This window comes from Sinomonas humi, from assembly GCF_000802235.1.
Classification (GTDB): domain Bacteria; phylum Actinomycetota; class Actinomycetes; order Actinomycetales; family Micrococcaceae; genus Sinomonas; species Sinomonas humi.
On record NZ_JTDL01000002.1, the window covers coordinates 20,445 to 40,839 of the forward strand.

Annotated in this window: 15 protein-coding genes and 1 pseudogene; 8 read left to right on the top strand and 8 right to left on the bottom strand. The window is 69.3% G+C overall.

Annotated features, from left to right (window positions below):
• Window positions 1-21: 21 nt before the first annotated feature.
• Window positions 22-741, bottom strand: coding sequence for a sirohydrochlorin chelatase (locus LK10_RS00260; RefSeq protein WP_043119230.1), 720 nt, complete (start codon window positions 739-741; stop codon window positions 22-24).
• 57 nt (window positions 742-798) lie between these two features.
• Between LK10_RS00260 and LK10_RS00265 the strand changes: the two genes are divergently transcribed.
• On the top strand, window positions 799-1,239 hold the full coding sequence (locus tag LK10_RS00265) for a hypothetical protein (RefSeq protein ID WP_043119231.1): 441 nt from the start codon (window positions 799-801) through the stop codon (window positions 1,237-1,239).
• A 1,433-nt stretch (window positions 1,240-2,672) separates the two neighbouring features.
• Here the strand turns inward: LK10_RS00265 and LK10_RS00270 are convergent.
• The 4 genes from LK10_RS00270 to LK10_RS00285 form a co-directional block, all read right to left on the bottom strand.
• On the bottom strand, window positions 2,673-3,773 hold the full coding sequence (locus LK10_RS00270; protein ID WP_043119232.1) for a polyprenyl synthetase family protein: 1,101 nt from the start codon (window positions 3,771-3,773) through the stop codon (window positions 2,673-2,675).
• A gap of 13 nt (window positions 3,774-3,786) precedes the next feature.
• Entirely contained in the window at window positions 3,787-5,082 is a 1,296-nt protein-coding gene (locus LK10_RS00275; protein ID WP_052206761.1) for a geranylgeranyl reductase family protein, read from the bottom strand.
• A gap of 7 nt (window positions 5,083-5,089) precedes the next feature.
• Window positions 5,090-5,854: a demethylmenaquinone methyltransferase gene (locus LK10_RS00280; protein ID WP_269429475.1), complete on the bottom strand. Its 765-nt coding sequence runs from the start codon at window positions 5,852-5,854 to the stop codon at window positions 5,090-5,092.
• Between the two features lie 62 nt (window positions 5,855-5,916).
• The gene (locus LK10_RS00285; RefSeq protein WP_043119234.1) at window positions 5,917-6,933 is read right to left on the bottom strand and encodes an L-idonate 5-dehydrogenase; all 1,017 of its coding nucleotides are present in this window, start codon (window positions 6,931-6,933) and stop codon (window positions 5,917-5,919) included.
• Window positions 6,934-7,046: 113 nt separating this feature from the next.
• Here LK10_RS00285 and LK10_RS00290 point away from each other — a divergent pair, with 113 nt between their 5' ends.
• From LK10_RS00290 to LK10_RS00310, 5 genes are all read left to right on the top strand, one after another.
• On the top strand, window positions 7,047-7,805 hold the full coding sequence (locus tag LK10_RS00290; RefSeq protein WP_052206763.1) for a GntR family transcriptional regulator: 759 nt from the start codon (window positions 7,047-7,049) through the stop codon (window positions 7,803-7,805).
• A complete protein-coding gene (locus LK10_RS00295; protein ID WP_043119235.1) occupies window positions 7,802-9,103 on the top strand; it encodes an isochorismate synthase in 1,302 nt (433 codons plus the stop codon). The genes LK10_RS00290 and LK10_RS00295 overlap by 4 nt, the downstream gene beginning before the upstream one ends.
• A 181-nt stretch (window positions 9,104-9,284) precedes the next feature.
• The gene (locus LK10_RS00300; protein ID WP_043119236.1) at window positions 9,285-10,226 is read left to right on the top strand and encodes an ABC transporter substrate-binding protein; all 942 of its coding nucleotides are present in this window, start codon (window positions 9,285-9,287) and stop codon (window positions 10,224-10,226) included.
• A 5-nt stretch (window positions 10,227-10,231) separates the two neighbouring features.
• A complete protein-coding gene (locus LK10_RS00305) occupies window positions 10,232-11,251 on the top strand; it encodes an amino acid ABC transporter permease (protein ID WP_156143964.1) in 1,020 nt (339 codons plus the stop codon).
• The gene (locus LK10_RS00310) at window positions 11,248-12,075 is read left to right on the top strand and encodes an amino acid ABC transporter ATP-binding protein (RefSeq protein WP_081998172.1); all 828 of its coding nucleotides are present in this window, start codon (window positions 11,248-11,250) and stop codon (window positions 12,073-12,075) included. Before LK10_RS00305 ends, LK10_RS00310 begins: the two co-directional genes overlap by 4 nt.
• Before the next feature lie 288 nt (window positions 12,076-12,363).
• Here the strand turns inward: LK10_RS00310 and menD are convergent, their stop codons facing one another.
• Together menD and LK10_RS00320 are read right to left on the bottom strand one after the other, a co-directional pair.
• The gene (menD, locus tag LK10_RS00315) at window positions 12,364-14,067 is read right to left on the bottom strand and encodes a 2-succinyl-5-enolpyruvyl-6-hydroxy-3-cyclohexene-1-carboxylic-acid synthase (RefSeq protein ID WP_043119237.1); all 1,704 of its coding nucleotides are present in this window, start codon (window positions 14,065-14,067) and stop codon (window positions 12,364-12,366) included.
• Window positions 14,064-14,648: a DUF488 domain-containing protein gene (locus tag LK10_RS00320; protein WP_043119238.1), complete on the bottom strand. Its 585-nt coding sequence runs from the start codon at window positions 14,646-14,648 to the stop codon at window positions 14,064-14,066. The genes menD and LK10_RS00320 overlap by 4 nt, the downstream gene beginning before the upstream one ends.
• 27 nt (window positions 14,649-14,675) lie before the next feature.
• Here LK10_RS00320 and LK10_RS00325 point away from each other — a divergent pair, with 27 nt between their 5' ends.
• Window positions 14,676-15,428 carry a uracil-DNA glycosylase gene (locus LK10_RS00325; protein WP_231567528.1) on the top strand — a complete coding sequence of 251 codons (753 nt, stop codon included), beginning with the start codon at window positions 14,676-14,678 and terminating at the stop codon, window positions 15,426-15,428.
• Window positions 15,429-15,437: 9 nt separating this feature from the next.
• Here LK10_RS00325 and LK10_RS00330 read toward each other — a convergent pair.
• Window positions 15,438-17,553: pseudogene (locus LK10_RS00330) on the bottom strand (PhoX family protein).
• A 103-nt stretch (window positions 17,554-17,656) separates the two neighbouring features.
• Between LK10_RS00330 and LK10_RS00335 the strand changes: the two are divergent.
• Window positions 17,657-20,350 carry an MGH1-like glycoside hydrolase domain-containing protein gene (locus LK10_RS00335; RefSeq protein ID WP_043119286.1) on the top strand — a complete coding sequence of 898 codons (2,694 nt, stop codon included), beginning with the start codon at window positions 17,657-17,659 and terminating at the stop codon, window positions 20,348-20,350.
• Window positions 20,351-20,395: the final 45 nt, after the last annotated feature.

The following is a 20,395-nucleotide window of genomic DNA, read 5'->3' on the forward strand; positions in this document are numbered from 1 at the left end:
ACACATTTCTTCGTATTCGCGTCACGACCCTTGACCGGGCCAGTCCCCTCCCGACTTCAGTGCTTCGAGGGCCGCGTCGAAACGATCGACCGCGATCCGGGCGACCTCCGGGGCCGGAAGCAGGGGCGGGGCCACGGCATCGGCGCCGGCCTTCGCGAGCTGGTCATGGAAGTAGCCCGGCGCGAGCAGGTAGCTCGCGACGACGATCCGGCTCACCTCCTCCGCGCGGAGTTCCGCGACGGCGGCAGGCACGCTTGGCTCGGCGCTCGCGCCGTAGGCCGGCAGGATCCGGTTCGGAATGAGGTGACGGAGCATGTCGGCGAGGCGCTCGACATCGTCCGCCGCCGCCGGATTGGACGAGCCCGCCGCCGCGAGCACGACGGCGTCGTCCGGGCCAAGGCCCGTCTGGGCGAGCCGCGCGGCGAGCACCTGCGCAAGCCGGGGATCGGGGCCGAGGGGCGCGGCCGCCGTCGTCCGCTCCCGCGACTTGACCGCCCTGCCGATGTCCACCTTCACGTGGTAGCCCACGCTCAGGAGGAGAGGGACGACGACGGCCGGCGCCTCCGTGGGGAGTCCAGCGACGACCTCGGGAAGCTCCGGGCCGTGGACGTCGACGTAGGCGTCGAGAACCGTGAGGTCCGGTCGGGCGGCACGGATCTCCTCGACGACCCCGAGGATCGCGGCCTTGCCCTCGGGGTTGCTGGTTCCGTGGGCGCACGCGACGAGGATCGGCCGGGTCATAGGTGGAGCCTACCGGGGCGACCGTCCGTGTCGGGACCGACTGGCTAGGATAAAGGCATGAGCGACATGTTCTTGGATAAGTTCCGCGCGCTTGTCCCCAAGTACCTCGGCGATCCCTGGAAGCCGAGTGACGGGATCTCCGAGGACGAGCTCGACGAGGCCCTTGAGGAGCACGCCTTCACGGTTCCGCTTGTGCTGCGCGAGTTCTACCTCGCCCTCGGCAACTCAGAGCTCATGGAGGCGTACCACTACTTCTGGGATCCGGAGGAGCTCGAGATCGACGAGGAGGGCTTCCTCATGTTCCTCGAGGACGAGGACGAGCAGTTCACGTGGGGTCTCCGCTCCGGGGATCTGCGAGTGCCGGACCCGATTGTCTACCGGAAGAACAATGCCCGGGGCGAGTGGGTGTCCGAGGACGGAACGTTCTCCGAGTTCACGTTCGACATGTTCGAGTGGGTCTTCTCAACCGCCGAAGACGACGAAGAGGAGCACGTCTAGGCGGTTCGTTCCCGAGCCGCGAAAAAGTATTGACGGCTAGGGGCTAGACATATGACAGATCTGTCATAAGCTTGTTAGTGGATCCACTTCAGCCTCCAGTGGATCCGGGTGCGAACGGAAACGGGCCCTGGGAAGCGACATCTGCCGCCACCCAGGGCCCAATCCGTTAAGGCGGGCTCCAGCGCGGACCGTTTGGTGGTGGCCTCTAGCGCTGACCGTTTCGCGGTGGCCCTTTAGCGGCGGCCGTTTCGCGGTGCCTCTAGCGCCGGCCGTTTCGGGGTGCCTCTAGCGCCGGCCGTTTCGCGCGGACCCTTTCGCGCAGCCGCGCCATTTTGACCCACCGTTCTGCGACGCCCTCCTTCGCCGAAACCCCGGACAACCGCCGAGACCCTAGCTCTTTACCACCGGTTTCGGCGCTAAGGGGCGTTCGCGAGGCGGGGGGGGGGCGCGAGGCGCCAGCCACTTTCCCAAGGCCCAGCCACTTCCCACGAACACGCGCTCCCGCCAGAGTCCCGCACCACTCCCTCGCGCGAAACCCCGGACAACTGCCGAGACCCTAGGTCTTTACCGCCGGTCTCGGCGCAAGCCCGGGGTTTCGGCGCTAAGGGGCGTTCGCGAGGCGGGGGGGTCGAAGGCGCCAGCCACTTGCCCAAGGCCCAGCCACTTCCCGCAAACACGTGCTCCCGCAAAAGTCCCGTACCACTCCTTCGCCGAAACCCCGGACAACTGCCGAGACCCTAGCTCTTTACCGCCGGTTTCGGCGCAAGCCCGGGGTTTCGGCGCTAAGGGGCGTTCGCGAGGCGGGGGGTTCGAAGGCGCCAGCCACTTCCCCAAGGCCCAGCCACTTCCCGCGAACACGCGCTCCCGCCGAGTCCCGCACCACTCCTTCGCCGAAACCCTGGACAACTGCCGAGACCCTAGCTCTTTACCGCCGGTTTCGGCGCTAGGCAGGGGTTTCGGAGCTAAGGGGCGTTCGCGAGCCGGGGTTTCGGCGCAGGGCGGGGTTCGCGAGGCGGGGTTTCGGCGCAAGCCCGGGGTTTCGGCGCAGGGCGGGGTTCGCGCGGCGGGGTTTCGGCGCTAGCCCGGGGTTTCGGCGCTAGGCAGGGGTTTCGGCGCTAAGGGGCGTTCGCGAGGCGGGGTTTCGGCGCAGGGCGGGGTTCGCGAGGCGGGGTTTCGGCGCAAGCCCGGGGTTTCGGCGGTAAGGGGCGTTCGCGAGGCGGGGTTTCGGCGCAGGGCGGGGGTTTCGGCGCAGGGCGAAGGCCCCGAAGGGCGCAGCCGCTTCCCCGAGGGCCGCAGCCGCTCCCCCACCGAAGGCCAGCTCGAGCGGGTGTTGAACGAGAACGTACCTTCGCGCCAAGAGCGAACCTTTGCGCGCGCTAAAACCTACGCCTTCGCAACAGACATCCGCCCTCGGCGTCGAGCCAGGCACGGAACTAAGCCTCGCGGTCCACCACAGCGTCCGCGAACGCCGAGAGCGACTGCTTCACCACGCCCTCGGGCAGCGGGGCGAGCGCCGACTTCGCCGCCGCGGCCCACTCGCGTGCCGCGTCCCACGACTCCATGGTCACCGGATGCGCGCTCAGCGCCTCGACGGCCTCGGCGAGCGCCTCATCGCTTGAGAGGTCGCCGTCGATGAGCCGCAGCACATCGCGCGCCGACTCGTCGCCGCCTTCTGCCGCCCTGCGGAGGAGCAGCACCGGCAAGGTGGGCACGCCCTCCCTCAGGTCGGTCCCCGCCGATTTGCCGGACGTCCCCTTCCCGCCCGTCACGTCGATCACGTCATCGGCAAGCTGGAACGCGACGCCGACGCTCTCGCCGTACTTGACCAGTACGTCCTCGTACTCGTCAGGCGCACCCGAGAAAATCGCACCCAGCTGCCCAGAGGCCGCGATGAGCGAGCCGGTCTTGTCGGCGAGCACCGATAGGTAGTGCTCAACGGGATCCTGGTCCTCGCGCGGGCCCACGGTTTCGTGGAGCTGGCCGAGGCACAGGCGCTCGAACGTCCGAGCCTGGATCGAGAGGGCCCGCCCGCCCAGCTCGGAGACGAGGATCGAGGCACGCGCGAAGATGAGGTCCCCGGTGAGGATAGCCACCGTGTTGCCCCACACCTCGTGCGCGGTAGGGGCCCCGCGGCGGTAAGGGGCGGAGTCCATCACGTCGTCGTGATACAGGGTCGCGAGGTGCGTGAGCTCGACGACGGCGGCCGCCTGGAGGACCTCGGGCCGAGTCCAGTCGCCGAGGTGCGAGCAGAGGAGCGTGAGCAGCGGCCGGATCCGCTTCCCGCCAGCCTCGACGAGGTGCCGACTCGTCGCGTCCGCGAGGGGATCGGAGTTCGAGATGGCCTCGCGCAGCCGCTTCTCGACCCGGGCCATGCTCGTCATGATCGCGGAACCGAGGTCGGCATCGTCCGCAATTGCGGCGAATCCGGCGGGCAGCTGGATCCCGGCGGCGATGGCCGTCGTGGTCGGGGCGGGCTCGGCGCTCTCGCGCCTGCCATGCCCCGCCTGGGTCCAGCTGTGTTCAGTGTTGGTCACGGGTCAAGCCTAACTATTGCGAGTTCTTGGTTGCGGGCGTCAGGGACTCGAGCACGCGGATGGCGCGGTCCTCGAGCCCTCCTCCGCGCGGTTCGGTGAGGTTCGCGAGCAGACGGACGACGACGCGCATGAGCGCCGGGATGGGCATCCCCGTGCGGAGCGCGAGACGCATGACGGCGGGGCGACCGATGAGCGCCGCGAATGTGCGGCCGAGGGTGAAGTGGCTTCCCCACTCCTCGCGCACCTGGTCCGCATAGGCCTGGAGGCGACGGTCGACGTCGTCCTCCGCCGGCCGCGCGCGGCCCGCCGAACGCTGAGCTGCCGCGGCGTCGACAAGGAATTGCGCCGCGTAGCGGCCGGACTCCATGGCGTAGCTGATGCCTTCCCCGTTGAACGGGCTCACCATGCCGCCCGCGTCGCCGAGGAGAGCCATGCCGGGAACCACGTGAGGCGTGCGGTTGAAGCCCATCGGCAGCGCGGCACCCCGGACGGGCCCGGCCTGGTTCTCCTCGGTGAAGCCCCATTCCCCGGGCATCGAGGCGGTCCAGTCGCGGAGCACCTGCCGATAGTCGAGCTTGCCGAATTCCTTGGACGAGTTCAGGATGCCGAGCCCGACATTGGATGTCCCGTCGCCGACCCCGAAGACCCAGCCGTACCCGGGCAGGGGCTTGCCGTCGCGGCCGGGGAGCTCGAGCCAGCCCTCCATCCAGTCGTCTTCATGACGTGGGCTGCGGAAGTATGTGCGGTAGGCAACGCCGAGTGGCCGATCGTCACGCTTCGCGAGGCCGCGCGAAACAGCCGCGCGGGTCGAGTTGCCGTCGGCGGCGAGGACGACGTCGGCCCGGAAGTCGCGCGTCTGACCCGTCTTCTTGCCCTCCTCGTCGAGGAGTTGCGCGCGGACACCCACGACGCGCCCGCCGTCGTCCCTGAGCACCTCGGTGACGCTGTGCCCCTCGAGGAGCATCGCACCCGCTGATTCGGCGTGGCGTGCGAGCTCCTCGTCGAACCCGAGCCGAGTGCGGATGAGGCCGTAGTCCGGGAATTCCCCGCCCGCCGGCCAAGGCAGTTCGACCGTTCGGCCGCCGGCAATAAGCCGCAGCCCGCGGTTGCGACGCCACCCGTCCGCCTCGCTGTGGGGCAGGCCGAGCAGCTGGATCTCGCGCACGGCGCGCGGGGTGAGACCGTCGCCGCATACCTTCTCGCGAGGGAAACGCGTCTTCTCGAGCACGGTGACGCCGACGCCGGAACGCGCAAGGTAGTGCGCGGCGGTCGAGCCGGCGGGGCCGGCACCGACGATCAGGACCTCCATGCGCCCCTCAGCCCGCCGCGCGCCGCGCGCGCCGGATCTTCTCGACCGGACCCGACTGGGCCGCAGCGGGGAGAGGCTTGGTTGCGCGATGCACGGCGACGATGCCGCCGGAGAGGTTCCGGTACTCGACGTTCTCCCAGCCGTCCTCGCCGATCCACTCTGCGAGGTGGTCCTGATCGGGCCAAGCCCGGATCGACTCGGCAAGGTACACGTAGGCATCGGGGTTCGAGGAGGCCTTGCGCGCAATCGGGGGAAGCGCCCGCATGAGGTACTCGATGTACATGGTGCGCCACAGCGGGTTCACCGGCGAGGAGAACTCCGCCACCACGAGCTTGCCTCCCGGCTTCGTGACACGCAGCATCTCCTGGAGAGCCCGATGCGGGTCACTCACGTTGCGCAGGCCGAACGAGATCGTGACGGCGTCGAACGAGTTGTCGGCGAACGGCAACCGCGTCGCATCCCCCGCGATGAAGTCGATGTCGGGGCGCCTGCGCTTGCCCACCCGGAGCATGCCGAGCGAGAAATCGCACGCGACAACCTCGATTCCCGCGTCGGCGTAGGGTTCTGCGGACGTCCCCGTGCCGGCCGCGAGGTCGAGGACCCGCTGTCCCGGCTTCGCCGCCACGGCGTCGAAGACTACCTTGCGCCAGCGGCGCGTCTGGCCGAGCGAGAGCAGATCATTGACGACGTCGTAGCGGGGCGCCACATCGTCGAACATGCTCGCCACGTCGCCGGGAACCTTCTGAAGCGATGCCCTCTTGCCTGTGCTCACCCCGCCCATTCTGCCAAACTTCGAGCCACCCTCCGCACGCTGCCGCCCAGAGCCCCCCGCGCTCAAAAGCGCAGGAGCACCTTCGAGGAACCCGTGCTCCTGTCCCCAGCGACTCGGAAGGCCTCGATTGCCTCCTCGACCGGGAATTCGTGGGTGAGCATCGGTTCGACGTCCAGGCCCTCGCCGAGGTACGCGAGCGCGGTGGAGATCTCGTCCACGAAACGGAACGATCCGCGGTAGTCGATCTCGCGGAAGACGAGCTCGGCGAGCGAGACCGCAAGCTCCCCGGCGGGAAGGTTCCCGACTTGGACCACGATCCCGCCGCGCTTGACGGCGCGGAGGACGCTCGTCACAGCTGCGGGGGCGCCCGAAGCCTCGAAGACGACGTCGGTCGCCGGGAGCGTACCGCCCTCGGCGAGGTTGACGACGTCGTCCGCCCCCATGCGGCGGGCGATGGCGAGGGATCCCGCAGCGAGATCGCTCGCAATGACCCGACCGGCACCAGCCTTCCGCGCGGCCGCGATGACGAGGGCACCGATGGGCCCGGCGCCGTTGACGAGGACGGTCTTGCCTTCGATCGAGCCCGCGCGCCGCACGGCGTGGATGGCGACGCCGAGCGGTTCCGCGACGGCAGCCTGGCGCGTGCTCACGCCGTCGGGCACTGCGCGGAGCTGGGACGCGGGAACCGCGGTGAGGGCGGCGAAGGCGCCTTCGGTGTGCGGGTAGTAGGCGGCCGAGCCGAGGTGATGGACGTTGCCGCAGAGGTTCCGGCGCCCTGACGTGCAGAATTCGCACTCGCCGCACGCGATCGCGGGATGGATCGCCACCGCCTGGCCTACCTCGAAGCCGGTCACCTCCGAGCCGAGGGCTGCGACGCGCCCGGCCACCTCGTGGCCGAGGACCATGGGGTCTTTGAGGATGCTCAGGCCGGCGGCGCCGTGCTTGACGTAGTGGAGGTCGCTCCCGCAGATCCCGCCGTACTCGATCGCCACGAGCGCCTCGTGGGGGCCGGGTTCGCGCGGTTCGACGGGGTCGAGTCGCAGATCACCGGCTGCGTGGACGACGACGGCCAGACTCATGGGGTTCCTCCTGAGGGCGGTGGCTTGGCTTCCCTCCATTCAATCACTGCCATACCAGTCCTGTCGATCATGGCGTAGCTCGAGACGGCTGCGCCCCCGCCTAATGTTGGACCATGGCCCCGTCCCTCACCGGCGCGTCGGCGGCGTCGGCCACGCGCCCGCCGTCGAACCGCGACCTCGCCTACGAGCACATCCGCGGGCTCATCGTGCGCGGCGACGAACCCCCTGGTGCCCTGCTGAGCGAGAACGACCTCGCTCTCCGGCTCGAGCTCAGCCGCACCCCGGTGCGCGAGGCGCTCCTCCTGCTCGCCCAAGAAGGGCTCGTCGACATCCGTCCCCAGCGCGGAAGCTACGTCTCGCTCATCGATCCCGACATGGTCCGGCAGGCACAGTTCATCCGCGAAGCCATCGAGGTTGCCTCGCTCGAGGCATGCATCGAGAACTGGGGGGCCGAGCGGGCCGCCGAGGTCGAGGACCTCCTCGACGCGCAGGCTTCGTGCACGACGAGGGAGGAGTTCTACCCCCTCGACGAGCAGTTCCACCGGACGCTCCTCGCGATCGCCGGGCACGAATTCGCCTGGATGGCAGTGCAGAGCGCGAAGGGCCACCTCGATCGGGCCCGGTACCTGGGGCTGAGCGGATATCGGCCCATCAGCGAGTACGCCGCGGACCACCGGCGTGTGCGCGAGGCCATCGCCGAGGGCAATCTCGAGGCCGCCCGCGACGAACTCCGCGCCCACCTACGCTTCGTCCTCGACGATCTCGAGCAGATTCAGGCTGCCCGCCCCGAGCTCTTCCGGGCACCTGCCGGGCCGGAGCGGCGCCCTGCACGGCCGGCGCGCAGGCCAGCGCGTACGCTTGACCCATCATGAGCTCCCCTTTGCGCGCCCTCACGGTCGATCTGGGCCCTGTAGAAGCGGGCGGCACTTTCGACGACCTCGCGAGCGCGCTCAACAGAGCGGAGGCCCTGTGCTGGGTCCGACGCGGCGAGGGACATCTCGGGTTCGGCGAGGCGGCGCGCTTCACCACGAGAGGCCCGGATCGCTTCATCGAGGCCGAAGCCTGGTGGAAGCAGTTCACGCTCGACGCCGACGTCGAGGATCCGCTGCAGCATCCCGGAACCGGCCCGCTCGCCTTCGGCTCGTTCGCATTCTCGAAGACGTCCGAGTACGCCTCGCGGCTCGTGGTGCCCGAGATCGTCGTCGGCATCCGGGCCGGCCGCGCGTGGGCCACCCAGCTCACGGCCGACGGCCGGCGCCCGTCCGAGCGGGAGCTGCGGGCCGCCGTCGGACGTTGGACCGCCAAGCCCGAGCCGGCGGCCTCGAACGGCGCGCACCTCAGGGTGCGGCCCGGGCGGCTCGGTGAGCAGCGCTGGATGGGCGCGGTTGCGTCCGGGGTTCGGCACATCCGCGCGGGCGAGCTCGAGAAGCTCGTGCTCGCCCGGGACGTCCTCGTGGAGGACGACGGCGGGATCCCCCGCGAGCGCGTGCTGCGGCGCCTCGCGTCGGCGTACCGGGACTGCTGGGTGTACGGCGTGGACGGGCTTGTCGGCGCGACGCCCGAGATGTTGATCCAGGTCGAGGGGCGCACGGCGCAGGCGCGCGTGCTCGCCGGGACGCTCGACCGGCGCGACGCCGACGGCGCGGGGCCCGGCTACGCGGAGCGCGTCCTCGCCGGCTCGCCCAAGCAGCGCCACGAGCACCAGATCGCGATCGAGTCGCTCACGACCGCCCTCGAACCGTTCTCGGAGGCGCTCAACGCGCATGACGAGCCGTTCATCCTCGAGTTGCCGAACGTCTTCCATCTCGCCTCGGACGTCAAGGCCGAGCTCGCCGAGATCGAGGGGCATGTTCCGACTCCCCTCGCGCTCGTCAACGCCTTGCACCCAACCGCGGCCGTGTGCGGGACGCCCACGAAGGTCGCGGGAGACCTCATCTTGGAGCTCGAGGAGCTCGATCGGGGCCCGTACGCGGGGCCCGTCGGGTGGCTCGACGGCGCGGGCAACGGCGAGTTCGGCATCGCGCTTCGAGGCGGCGTCCTCGAGGGCACGACGGCGGCGCGGCTGTACGCGGGCTGCGGGATCGTGGAGGGGTCGCTGCCCGAGGCCGAGCTCGCGGAGACCTGGGCGAAGTTCCGCCCGATGCTGGAGGCGCTCGGCGTCGAACGCTGAGACGCGCATGTCCGGGGTCCCAGAAGCTTCCCTCGTCAACAGGGTTGCGCCGGAGGCCCATCCGTTGTCCAATTGGGAAACGAAAGTTGCATGTGATGCACATCTCAGCTCCGCCGAAAGGCGGTAGGATGGACGTCGCTCTAGCACCTGACTGCCAGTACCTCCAAGTAAGGGAAGACATATGACTTTCTCCGCGAAGCTCGCCGCCAAGGGCGCGGTGGTCCTCGCTGTAAGCGCCCTAGCGCTGACGGCCTGCACCAACGCATCCGAACAAGGCGCGGGCGCCCAGCCCAGCAGCTCGGGCTCGGCCGCCACCAGCTTCGACCCCACCACGGTGCAGAAGGACGACTCGCTGGCGTCGCAGGTGCCCGCCGCGATCAAGTCGAAGGGCACGCTCACAGTCGGTTCTGACACGACGTACGCTCCCGCCGAGTTCCTCGGTGGTTCGGACAACCACACTCCGATGGGCTACGACGTCGACTTCGCAAAGGCGATCGCCGCGACGCTCGGCCTCAAGGCCGACGTCCAGACCGCCGACTTCACGGGCATCCTCCCGGCGCTCGGCCCGAAGTACGATCTGGGCATCAGCTCGTTCACGATCACGAACGAACGCCTCAAGGCGGTCAACTTCGTGAGCTACTTCAACGCGGGTGTCGCGTGGGCCGTCCAGAAGGGCAACCCGAAGAACTTCTCGACCAGCGACGTGTGCGGGAAGACCATCGGCGTCCAGACCGGCACCACCGAGGCTGACGAGGTGAAGACCCTCAGCGACAAGTGCACCTCCTCGGGCAAGCAGGCGATCAACATCGTCTCCCTCGCGGCGCAGACGGACCTCAACACCCGCCTCGTCAACGGAGCCCTCGACGCCATGTCCGCCGATTCGCCGGTGATCAGCTACGCGATCCAGCAGACCAACGGCGCGCTCGAGAAGGTCGGCGACACGACCGAGATGGCGCCTGAAGGCATCGCCGTTGCCAAGAGCGACACTGCGCTTGCCGATCTCGTCCAGAAGGTGATGACGAAGCTCATCTCCGATGGCACCTACAAGAAGATCCTCGACACTTGGAACAACGCCGACGGCGCCGTCACCAAGTCCGAGGTCAACCCGTCCGTCTCCTCGTGACTGTCATGACTGCTCGTCAGGTGGAGACCACCGAAGCCACGAAAGGTGGCGCCCCGGAACTGATCAAGGCAGTTCCGGTGCGCCACCCGGGCCGGTGGGTCGCAGCCGCCATCATCCTCATCCTCGCAGCGCTGGCCATCCAGAGCCTCGCGACCAACCCCCGCTTCGGCTGGGGCACCGTGGCCGCCTACATCATGGACGTCAACGTGGTCCGCGGCGTCGGCTGGACGCTGCTGCTGACCGTCCTGTCGATGCTCCTGGCGATCATCCTCGCCATCGTGCTCGCCTTCATGCGCCAGTCGGACAACCCGATCCTGCGCTGGTCGAGCTGGTTCTGGGTCTGGTTCTTCCGCGGAACTCCCATCTACACCCAGCTGATCTTCTGGGGCCTGGTAACCGTGCTCTACCCGAGCATCTCGCTCGGGATCCCGTTCGGCCCCCAGCTGGCCACGTACATCCTCAGCGACCCGTCCAAGGGCTTCGTTCCCGCCGTGCTGGGCCTGGGCCTCAACGAGTCCGCGTACCTTGCGGAGATCTTCCGGGCCGGCCTCAAGTCGGTGGACAAGGGCCAGGTCGAGGCTGCTGAGGCCCTTGGCATGCGGGGAACCAAGATCATGTGGCGCATCGTCCTCCCGCAGGCCATGCGAGTCATCGTGCCCCCGACCGGGAACGAGACGATCGGCATGCTCAAGACGACCTCACTCGTGCTGGCCGTGCCGTTCACCCTCGATCTGACGTTCGTCACGAATGCTCTGGCCAACCGCACGTACCAGCCAATCCCGCTGCTGATCGTGGCGGCGGCCTGGTACCTGCTCGTCACGAGCATCCTCATGGTCGGCCAGCACTACATCGAGAAGTACTACGGGAGGGGCGTGGACAACCTCGTCGCCGCCGCTACCGTGAATCCGGCGGCGGCCAAGGCCGCGGCGGCCGGTACCGCAGCCGGCTCCGATACGGGCACCGGAAACACGATCCCTGGCGGCCCGACGACGGCCGGACCCACGATCGAGGAGAGCGGACGATGAGCGCCTCAGCCCAAACGACGCCGAACAACCAGCCCCTTGCCGCCGCGTCGTCCCTGCAGGGCGCAAAGGACCTCGTCCGGATCGAGGGCGTGCACAAATACTTCGGCGAGCACCACGTGCTGCGTGGGATCGATATGACCGTCAAGCAGGGCGAGGTCTCGGTCCTCATCGGCCCCTCCGGCTCAGGCAAGTCCACCCTCCTGCGCTGCGTCAACCACCTCGAGACGATCAGCGCGGGGCGCATCTGGGTCAAGGACGAGCTCATCGGCTACCGCGAGAAGGGCGGCAAGCTGCACGAGCTGCACGTCAAGGAGATCGCGCAGCAGCGCCGCAACATCGGCATGGTCTTCCAGCGCTTCAACCTCTTCGGCCACAAGACGGCACTCGAGAACGTCATGGAGGCGCCCGTCCAGGTCAAGGGCCAGGACAAGGGAGCCGCCAGGCGGCGGGCCCTCGAACTCCTCGACCGGGTGGGCCTCTCCGACCGGGCCAAGCACTACCCGGCCCAGCTCTCCGGCGGTCAGCAGCAGCGCGTGGCTATCGCGCGGGCGCTGGCCATGGATCCTGAGCTCATGCTCTTCGATGAGCCCACGTCCGCCCTCGACCCCGAACTCGTCGGCGATGTGCTCAACGTCATGAAAGACCTCGCGAAGTCCGGCATGACAATGGTCGTCGTGACGCACGAGATCGGCTTCGCCCGCGAGGTCGGCGACACCCTGACCTTCATGGACGGCGGCGTCGTCGTCGAATCCGGGAACCCGCGCGAGGTTATCGCCAACGCTCAGCAGGAGCGAACGAGGAGCTTCCTCAGCAAGGTCCTCTGACCACCGTCAGGAAGTGACCACTCGTGCACCGAGATCTGGCCCCTCGTTGGGAAACCCCCCGACGAGGGGCCAGATCTCTTCCCACGAGCGGGCACACCTCTCACACCGCCGGGCAGCAAAGACGGCCTCTCGCCGGGGAGACGTCTTCAGTGCGTCTCATCCGCTGCAAGGCGTCTCTCGGCGACAAGGGGGTCAGAGGGCGTACCGGCAACGCTCCAAGCCGACGGTATCCGTACCCGAGACGCCTCACGCCGACGATATCCGTACCCGAAACGCCCAGAGAGGCGATTATCTGTACCCGTAACGGTGTTGGGGGGAGACCGATTCCGTCACCGCTGCACGGAGCCGTTCGTGCAGCCCCCGCAGGCCCGAGCGGTCCACGCGGGCCTCGATGATCTCCCGTCCCCCCGACCGCGGTGCGGCGAGCGCGGCGGTCGCCTCCGCCGTCGTGCGCACGGCGGTGTGCCGGACGCCGTAAGCCGCGGCGAGCGCGCGCAAGTCGGCCTTGTGCGGGGTTCCGAAGAGGCGCTCGACGGCGGCGCGAGCGCCCGGGCGGCTCTCATCGCCGCCCACGCGGCCGTGCTCGAGCAGCCCGAAGATCGCCCCGCCCGCGTCGTTGAGCACGACGATGCGCAGCGAGGGCTCGGCCTCACCGACGCCGAGCAGCAGGCCGCCCGCGTCGTGGAGAAAGGTGAGGTCCCCGAGGAAGAGCGTGGTCTCGACGCGGTTGCCGAGCCAGAGGCCGGTCGCGCTCGAGACGGTCCCGTCGATGCCGGAGAGGCCGCGGTTGGCGAAGACGCGCGCGCGGGGCTCGGGGCATGGCGGCGCGGCGAGGTCCACGTCCCGGATACCGTTCGAGGAGCCGAGCATGAGCTGCCCCCGCGCGTGCTGCCACACGAGCTGCCCGAGCTTCGGCCCTGAGAGCGGGGAACTTGCGAGGAGCCGGTCGACCGCCTCCTGAGCACTCGCGCCCGCAAGGAGCCACGTGTCGAGCCACCCGTCGGCCCCGCGGCCGGCGAACTCGGAGAGCTCGTCGAGGTCGGCCACGAGCCGCTCGCGCCGGCGCCCCTCCTCGAACCAGGCCACTGGCCGCGGGTGGTACAGCGCCGTCTCGACGCCCTCCCGGGCCAGCAGGGCCGTCACCGGGCGGCTGAGGGTCGGCCGGCCGAACAGCACCACGCGCTCGATCCCATCCCCCGGGTGCGCGTCGAGGAGCACGCGGTACGGCCCGACGGCGTGCGAGCCGAAGCGAGCGTTCGACGACGGCTCGGCCAGGAGGGGGAGCCCGTGCGCGGCGGCAAAGGCCTCGGCCAGCGGGCCGGCTCCGTGGCCCGCGAGGACCACTGTCCGTCGCGGCGGAAGGCCCCCGAGCGCCGCGACGGCCGGTCGGCGGTACGCGAAACCCTCGGTCGGCGGTTGCTGCCACCCCGCGGCCGCCGGCTCCCACTCCCCCGCGGGAACGAGCGGATCCCGGAAGCATACGTTGACCTGGACAGGGCCCGAGGGCACGCCCGGCAGAAGTCCGGAGGCGGCGCTGAGCGCGGTCCGAACGGCCGACGACGGCGATTCCCCCGCCGTGACCGAGGTTGCGAAGCGCACGTGCTCGCCGAAGAGGTCGAGCTGCTCTGTGGTCTGGTTCGCTCCCGTGCCGTGGAGCTCTGCGGGCCGGTCCGCCGAGAGGACGACGAGCGGCACCTCGGCATGGTTAGCTTCCATCACCGCCGGCAGGAGATTGCCCGCTGCGGTGCCGCTCGTGGTGACCACCGCCGTCGGACGTCCCGAAGAAAGGGCGGCGCCAAGCGCGGTGAAGCCGCCGGCACGCTCGTCGATGCGGACGACGAGCTCGAGCAGGCCCCGGCCCTCGGCCTCGGCGAGCGCGTAGGCGAGCGGCGCGCTCCGCGACCCAGGGCAGACCACCACGCGACGGACGCCGCCCGCGAGGAGTCCGGAGACCACTTCGCGGGCGGCATCGAGGGAGCCGAGAGAAGTCACAGGTCCATCGTAGGCTCGCGAGGCGGTTGCGCGCGGTCGTAGACGAGCAGCCCGTCATCGCGCAGTCGGGCGCCTGCCGTGGGGTGGTGCTCGGCGAGGCGGCCGTCGTGTCCCAGATGGAGCACGCGCGCCTGGCGTGCAAGGACGGCGAAGTCGGCGATGATCCGCCGGTGGCATCGCCACCAGACGGACTCGCTGCACATGACGGCGGTCGGCATCGCGGCCGCTTGGGGAAGCAGTTCGTCCATGGCCGCGAGGAAGTCGGGGCTCCGCGTATAGCCCGCGTACCCACGGAAGGAGAGGTTCTCCCAGAACGTGTCGGGCGAGTCCGCAGCCACCTTCCGGAACCCGCCGAGCCGCCGTTCCCAGCGGTACCCGATCCCCTCTTCCGGCAGCCAGCCCTGCAGCGCCTCACGGCCGACGTCCGGATTCCGGCGGCTCCCGGGGGCCGTCCGCACGTCGACTACGGCCTCGACACCCGCGCCGTGCAGCAACCCCGCGAGTTCTTCGCGCCCGGCGGTGCCGTGACCGAAGGTCAGAAGAGTAACGGGGGTCGTACTCCGTACGGGGTCATACTCCATGGTGTGAGTATGCGTGGCGAGAGGCCGATGACCGAAGCGAGCGGCTTCCCCGCGGTGACCGCGCCGGAGGCGATGACGATCTCGGCGCTGGACGCCGCCGTGACCACCTGCCGTGCCTGCCCAAGGCTCGTGGCGTGGCGCGAAGAGGCTGGGCGGATCAAGCGCGCTGCCTTCCGGGACTGGGACTACTGGGCGCGGCCCATCCCGGGCTTCGGCCCGCCCGATGCCCGGCTCGCCATTGTCGGGCTCGCGCCCGCCGCCCATGGCGGGAATCGGACGGGCCGCGCCTTCACGGGCGATCCGTCCGGCGACGCCCTGTACAGGGCGCTCTACGACCTCGGGCTTGCCTCACAGCCCACCTCAACCCATGCGGGCGACGGGCTGGAACTGTACGGCGTGCGCATCACCATGCCGGTCCACTGCGCCCCGCCGGACAATCGCCCCAGCACCGCGGAACGCGACACCTGCCGCCCATGGCTCACGCGCGAGCTGGAGCTCCTGCGGCCTGGCCTGCGAGCGATCGTGGTCCTCGGCGGGTTCGGCTGGCAGGCGCTGCTGCCACTCCTGGCCGACGCCGGGTGGCGGGTGCCCCGGCCCCGGCCGGCTTTCGGGCACGGCGTCGAAGCGCTCATTCCCACCGGGGAGGGCGAACAGGAGGTTCACGTGATCGGCTGCTACCACCCGAGCCAGCGGAACATGTTCACCCGAACCCTGACCCCGGCCATGCTCCATGAGGTGCTTGGCCGGGGCGCCGAGGTGGCCGGGCTTCGGGCGGGCTGACGCTGCGGGCTACTTCTTTGCGTGCTGGGCGGGGAGCACCTGCACGATGGCAGGCCGAGGCGCGCGCAGGGCACCGGCAGGGACGGCCTTCCCGGCCGCGTCAAGCGCCGGGACGTAATCCGGGAAGTACGAGTGGGGCGCCTCGAATGTGCCCTCCTCGCCCGGATGCTGGACTGCCACGAAGACGTGCCGGTCGGCGTCGCGCACCACCGGGCCACAGGTCTCGGCATCCCGCGGGACGGACAGGAACTGCTCGACCTTGCCGCGCTCCGGCCCTTCGAGGGTCACGCGGAAGAGGCCGTCGTTGTAGCCGATAGAGCTGGGGGCGCCGTCGGTGGCCAGCCACATGAAGCCGGACGAGTCGAACGCGACGTTGTCCGGGCAGGAGATGGGCGAGACCTTGTCCGCTGGATAGCCGGCGAAGTAGGCCGACTTGTTGGTGGCCGGGTCGCCGCACACGAGCAGGAGGTTCCACGAGAAGGCCGTTGCCGTCTGGTCTCCGCCGTCCTCGGTGATTTCCACAATGTGGCCGTCGCGGTTCTGGCGGCGCGGGTTCGCCTCGTCCACGGGCGGGTTTGCGCCGACTCCGCGGTTCGAGTTGTTCGTGCAGACCACGTAGACCTTGCCGGTCACCGGATGCGGCTCGACGTCCTCACAGCGGTCCATCTTGGTCGCGCCTGCCTCGTCGGCTGCGAGGCGGGTGTAGACGAGCACTTGCTCGACGCTCATTCCGGGCACCGCGGACTTGCCGTCGACTACGAGCGGGAGCCACTCGCCCCGCCCGTCGAACGCCCCGTCCGAGGGCAGCTTCCCGCTTCCGTCGATCTCGGACGACGGCGAGTTCCCGGCGAAGCGGGCGACGTACAGGTTGCCGTCTGCGAGGAGCGTCTTGTTGTGCTCGCGGTCAGCCTTGCCGGAGCCTGCGCGGTATGTCCCCTTCGAGACGAACTTGTAGAGGTAGTCGAAACGCTCGTCGTCGCCCGAGTAGGCGACGACGCGGCCGTTCGCGGCGATTCGGACGTTCGCACCCTCGTGCTTGAAGCGTCCGAGCGCTGTGTGCTTCTTTGGCGTCGACGTGGGGTCCATCGGATCGATCTCGACGATCCAGCCGAAGCGGTTGGACTCGTTCGCATAGTCGGGGTTCCGCGTGTCGAAGCGGGCGTCGTCGAGCTCCCAACGTCGGCTCGTGGGCTTGTCGGCGAACCCGTAGCGCTTGTCCTCCTTCGAGACGCCGGGCGTCCTGAAGTAGCCGTTGAAGTTCTCCTCGCCCGAAAGGACGGTGCCCCACGGCGTCGTGCCTCCCGCGCAGTTGCCGAGCGTCCCCCTCACGGTGCGGCCCGCCCGGCCGTTGGGGTCACCGGCGTTGGCGAGGAGAGCCGAGCCCGCGGCCGGCCCCCGTGAACTCGAACACCGTATCCGTGAGGTAGCGGCGGTTGAGCGGGGCTCCCTTGACGTAGCGCCAGGCCTGGTTCTTGTTCTGCCGCTCGAGCTCCACGACGCTCATGCCGTGAGCTGCACGGGCGACGGCGCGCGTGCCGGCGGCGTCGGATGCAACCTGGGCATCGGAGAACATGATCCCCTCGTTCGTGTACTCGTGGTTCGTGACGAGCACCGCGCGTTTCCCCGCTGAGCCCGCGAGCTCGAGGATGTCCGTGTAGTCGTTGTTGTAGCCGAACTGGCGCGCCTGCGCGGCGGCTGTCTGCGACTCGAGCTTGAAGTCCGGGCTGTCATGGAAGAGGCCGTCGCCCCACCGGATGATCGGCCGCCACGCGTAGCCCTGGGGCACGGTCAGCTCGTCGACGAGCTTGTCGACAGGCCGGATGGGGGTGAAGTCGAGCTTGGACTGCGGCAGCTTGGCGGCGGGAGCGAACGACGACGATGCCTCCGCGCGCCCAGCGGGCTGACCGCCTGTGAAGGCAAGCGTGAGGGCGCCCGCGAGGCCGAGGCCGAGGGCAGAACGGCGTGAGAGCTCGCTCGAGACGACGTCGCGGAAGTAGCTGTTGGACGAGGTGTTGCAGACCTCGCCGAGGCACGCGTTGTCGCACTTGAGCGCGCACGTGACGGCACTGCGCTTTCCGCGGACGTGGTCGAGCATGGGCAGGAGGAGGCGGCGGGGATCACTCATGCCCCCATCTCAGCGGTCACACTGAAAACCCAGCTGATTTTCAGGTTAATTTCAGGAAAACATGCTTGTCAGAACTGTCGGGCCTGCATGGCAGACTGGCGCCATGCCGGATACCGCCGAACACCGCCGCCTCTCCGAGTCGCCCGAGGACTCGGATCCATGGCGCCTCTGGGGCCCCTACCTTGCGGGCCGGCAGTGGGGCACGGTCCGGGAGGACTATTCCGGCGACGGAAACGCGTGGGACTTCTTCCCTTTCGACCACGCCCACCGCCGCGCGTACCGCTGGGGTGAGGACGGGATCGGGGGGCTGTGCGACCGCTTCGGTTTCCTCAACCTCGGCGTTGCCCTGTGGAACGGGCAGGACGACCGTCTCAAGGAGCGCTACTTCGGGCTGACCAATGGCCAGGGGAACCACGGCGAGGACGTCAAGGAGCACTGGTGGCACCTCGACGCGACCCCGACGCATTCGTGGGCCAAGACGCTGTACCGCTACCCGCACGCCGCCTACCCCTACGAGGAACTCGTCCGCATCAACGGCTCGCGCTCCCGAGACGAGCCAGAGTACGAGCTCGCTGACACGGGGGTCCTCGCGGAGGACCGGTTCTTCGATATCGAGACGGTGCATGCCAAAGCCTCGCCTGACGACATCTGCATAACCATCTCGGCCACGAACCACGGGCCAGAGTCCGCACCCCTCGACCTCGTCGCGCAGCTGTGGTTCCGGAACACGTGGGCGTGGGGCCGCGACGACCGCCGCCCCCACATCCGGCGCCTCCGCGCGCCGGAACTCTCGCCCGGCGGCGTCGTGGCCGTCGAGGCGACCCACGGGTTCCTCGGCAGGTACGTGCTCGCTGCGGGGGCCGCCGGCTCCTCTTCCGGCGCACCAACACCCGAGGTGCTGTTCTGCGACAACGAAAGCAACGATGTCGAGCTCTTCGGGGCGCCTTCGAACCCGTCGCCGCATCCTAAGAACGCGATCGACGCCGCGATCGTCCGAGGCGACCGCTCGTTGCTCAACCCCTCGGAGGAGGGCACGAAGGCAGCCATCCGCTGGCACTTCCCGGCCATCGCCGCGGGAGCGAGCGTAAGGGTTCGGCTGCGGCTCACGGGCGAATCGCTCCCCCTCGACCCGTTCGGCATAGGGTTCGACGACGTGCTCGAGGACCGCGAGCGCGAGGCGGACGAGTTCTATGCAGCGGTTGTTCCCCAAGGTCCCGAGCCGACGGCGAGCCAGGACGCGATCGTGGCCCGCCGCGCGTTTGCCGGGCTCCTGTGGGGCAAACAGCATTACCGCTACTCGGTCCGGGAGTGGCTCAAGGGAGACCCGGCCTTCCCCGCTCCCCCCGTCGACCGAGAGTCGGTCTGGGGCCGCAACAGCGGCTGGGCCCACCTCGCCCTCGCTGACGTCATCTCAATGCCGGACGAGTGGGAGTACCCCTGGTTCGCGTCGTGGGACCTCGCGTTCCACTGCGTGGCGCTAGCGCACGTCGATCCGGACTTCGCGAAGAATCAGCTCGTGCTGCTGTGCCGTGAGTGGGCGATGCACCCCGACGGGCAGCTCCCCGCGTACGAGTGGGCGTTCGGGGACGTCAATCCTCCCGTCCACGCATGGGCCGCGTGGCAGGTCTACTGCATCGACGGCTCCCGGGACAAGCACTTCCTCACGAGGGTGTTCGCGAAGCTGCTGCTGAACTTCTCGTGGTGGGTCAACCGCAAGGACGCGGACGGCTCCAACCTGTTCGAGGGCGGCTTCCTGGGCATGGACAACATCGGGGCCTTCGACCGGTCGAAGGGCCTCCCGCCCGGGCATCGGCTCGAGCAGTCGGACGCAACGAGCTGGATGGGCTTCTACTGCCTCACGATGATGCGCATCGCCCTCGAACTGGCTCGTGACGACCGCGTCTGGGACGACCTCGCCACGAAGTTCCTCGAGCATTTCCTTGCGATCGCGCGGGCGATGAACACGTTCGGAAGCGGAGGCGTTTCCCTGTGGGACGAACAGGACGGCTTCTTCTATGACGTCCTGTTGGGCGACGAGGGATGTCAGGAGCGGCTCCCGATCCGCAGCATGGTCGGCCTCCTTCCGCTCCTCGCCGTCGCCGTGACGCCCGATTGGGCTCTCAAGCAGCTTCCGGACTTCGCCCAGAACCTGCATTGGCTCCAGCGCCACCGGGAAGACGAGATGGGCGCGCTTGTCCGCGCGACGGACGGCAGCGCGACGGACGGAGCGGATCCGACCCGCGTCACGCTCGCGGTCCTGCACGACGAACGGTTGGTGCGGGTGCTTGCGCGCCTCCTCGATGAGGCCGAGTTCCTCTCGCCCTATGGCCTCCGCTCCCTCTCGGCGGCGTACCGCGACCCGTTCACGGTCGACGTCGCGGGCCAGCCCATGAGCATCACGTATCTCCCGGCCGAGTCCGACTCGGGGCTGTTCGGCGGCAACTCCAACTGGCGCGGTCCAGTGTGGTTCCCGGTGAACGTCCTCGTCGCGGACGCCCTCGCGGTCTACGCAGAAGGCTCGGGTGCCGACGTCGCAGTCGAGTTCCCGACGGGATCGGGAGTGAAGCTGCCGCTCGGGGATGTCGCTCGGGAGCTCGAGGCGCGGCTCATAGGCCTCTTCCGCCCCGACGCGAACGGTCGGCGTCCCAGCACCCCGAGGCATCACCCTTCGGGTCCCCTGTGGGATGCCCACCCGACCTTCAGCGAGTACTTCCACGGAGACACGGGTGCGGGGATCGGGGCATCGCATCAAACCGGGTGGACAGCCCTCGTAGCGCACCTCATCTGCCGCCGCTAGCCCGCGAGAACCGCGAGCCCTCTAGCCCGCGAGGACCGCGAGCCC

What these genes read in the sequence shown, in the direction of transcription:
- LK10_RS00260 (WP_043119230.1), bottom strand. Translation starts at nt 741, where the DNA reads ATGACCCGGCCGATCCTCGTCGCGTGCGCCCACGGAACCAGCAACCCC.
- LK10_RS00265 (WP_043119231.1), top strand. Translation starts at nt 799, where the DNA reads ATGAGCGACATGTTCTTGGATAAGTTCCGCGCGCTTGTCCCCAAGTAC.
- LK10_RS00275 (WP_052206761.1), bottom strand. Translation starts at nt 5,082, where the DNA reads ATGGAGGTCCTGATCGTCGGTGCCGGCCCCGCCGGCTCGACCGCCGCG.
- LK10_RS00285 (WP_043119234.1), bottom strand. Translation starts at nt 6,933, where the DNA reads ATGAGTCTGGCCGTCGTCGTCCACGCAGCCGGTGATCTGCGACTCGAC.
- LK10_RS00290 (WP_052206763.1), top strand. Translation starts at nt 7,047, where the DNA reads ATGGCCCCGTCCCTCACCGGCGCGTCGGCGGCGTCGGCCACGCGCCCG.
- LK10_RS00295 (WP_043119235.1), top strand. Translation starts at nt 7,802, where the DNA reads ATGAGCTCCCCTTTGCGCGCCCTCACGGTCGATCTGGGCCCTGTAGAA.
- LK10_RS00300 (WP_043119236.1), top strand. Translation starts at nt 9,285, where the DNA reads ATGACTTTCTCCGCGAAGCTCGCCGCCAAGGGCGCGGTGGTCCTCGCT.
- LK10_RS00305 (WP_156143964.1), top strand. Translation starts at nt 10,232, where the DNA reads ATGACTGCTCGTCAGGTGGAGACCACCGAAGCCACGAAAGGTGGCGCC.
- LK10_RS00310 (WP_081998172.1), top strand. Translation starts at nt 11,248, where the DNA reads ATGAGCGCCTCAGCCCAAACGACGCCGAACAACCAGCCCCTTGCCGCC.
- LK10_RS00320 (WP_043119238.1), bottom strand. Translation starts at nt 14,648, where the DNA reads ATGGAGTATGACCCCGTACGGAGTACGACCCCCGTTACTCTTCTGACC.
- LK10_RS00325 (WP_231567528.1), top strand. Translation starts at nt 14,676, where the DNA reads ATGACCGAAGCGAGCGGCTTCCCCGCGGTGACCGCGCCGGAGGCGATG.
- LK10_RS00335 (WP_043119286.1), top strand. Translation starts at nt 17,657, where the DNA reads ATGCCGGATACCGCCGAACACCGCCGCCTCTCCGAGTCGCCCGAGGAC.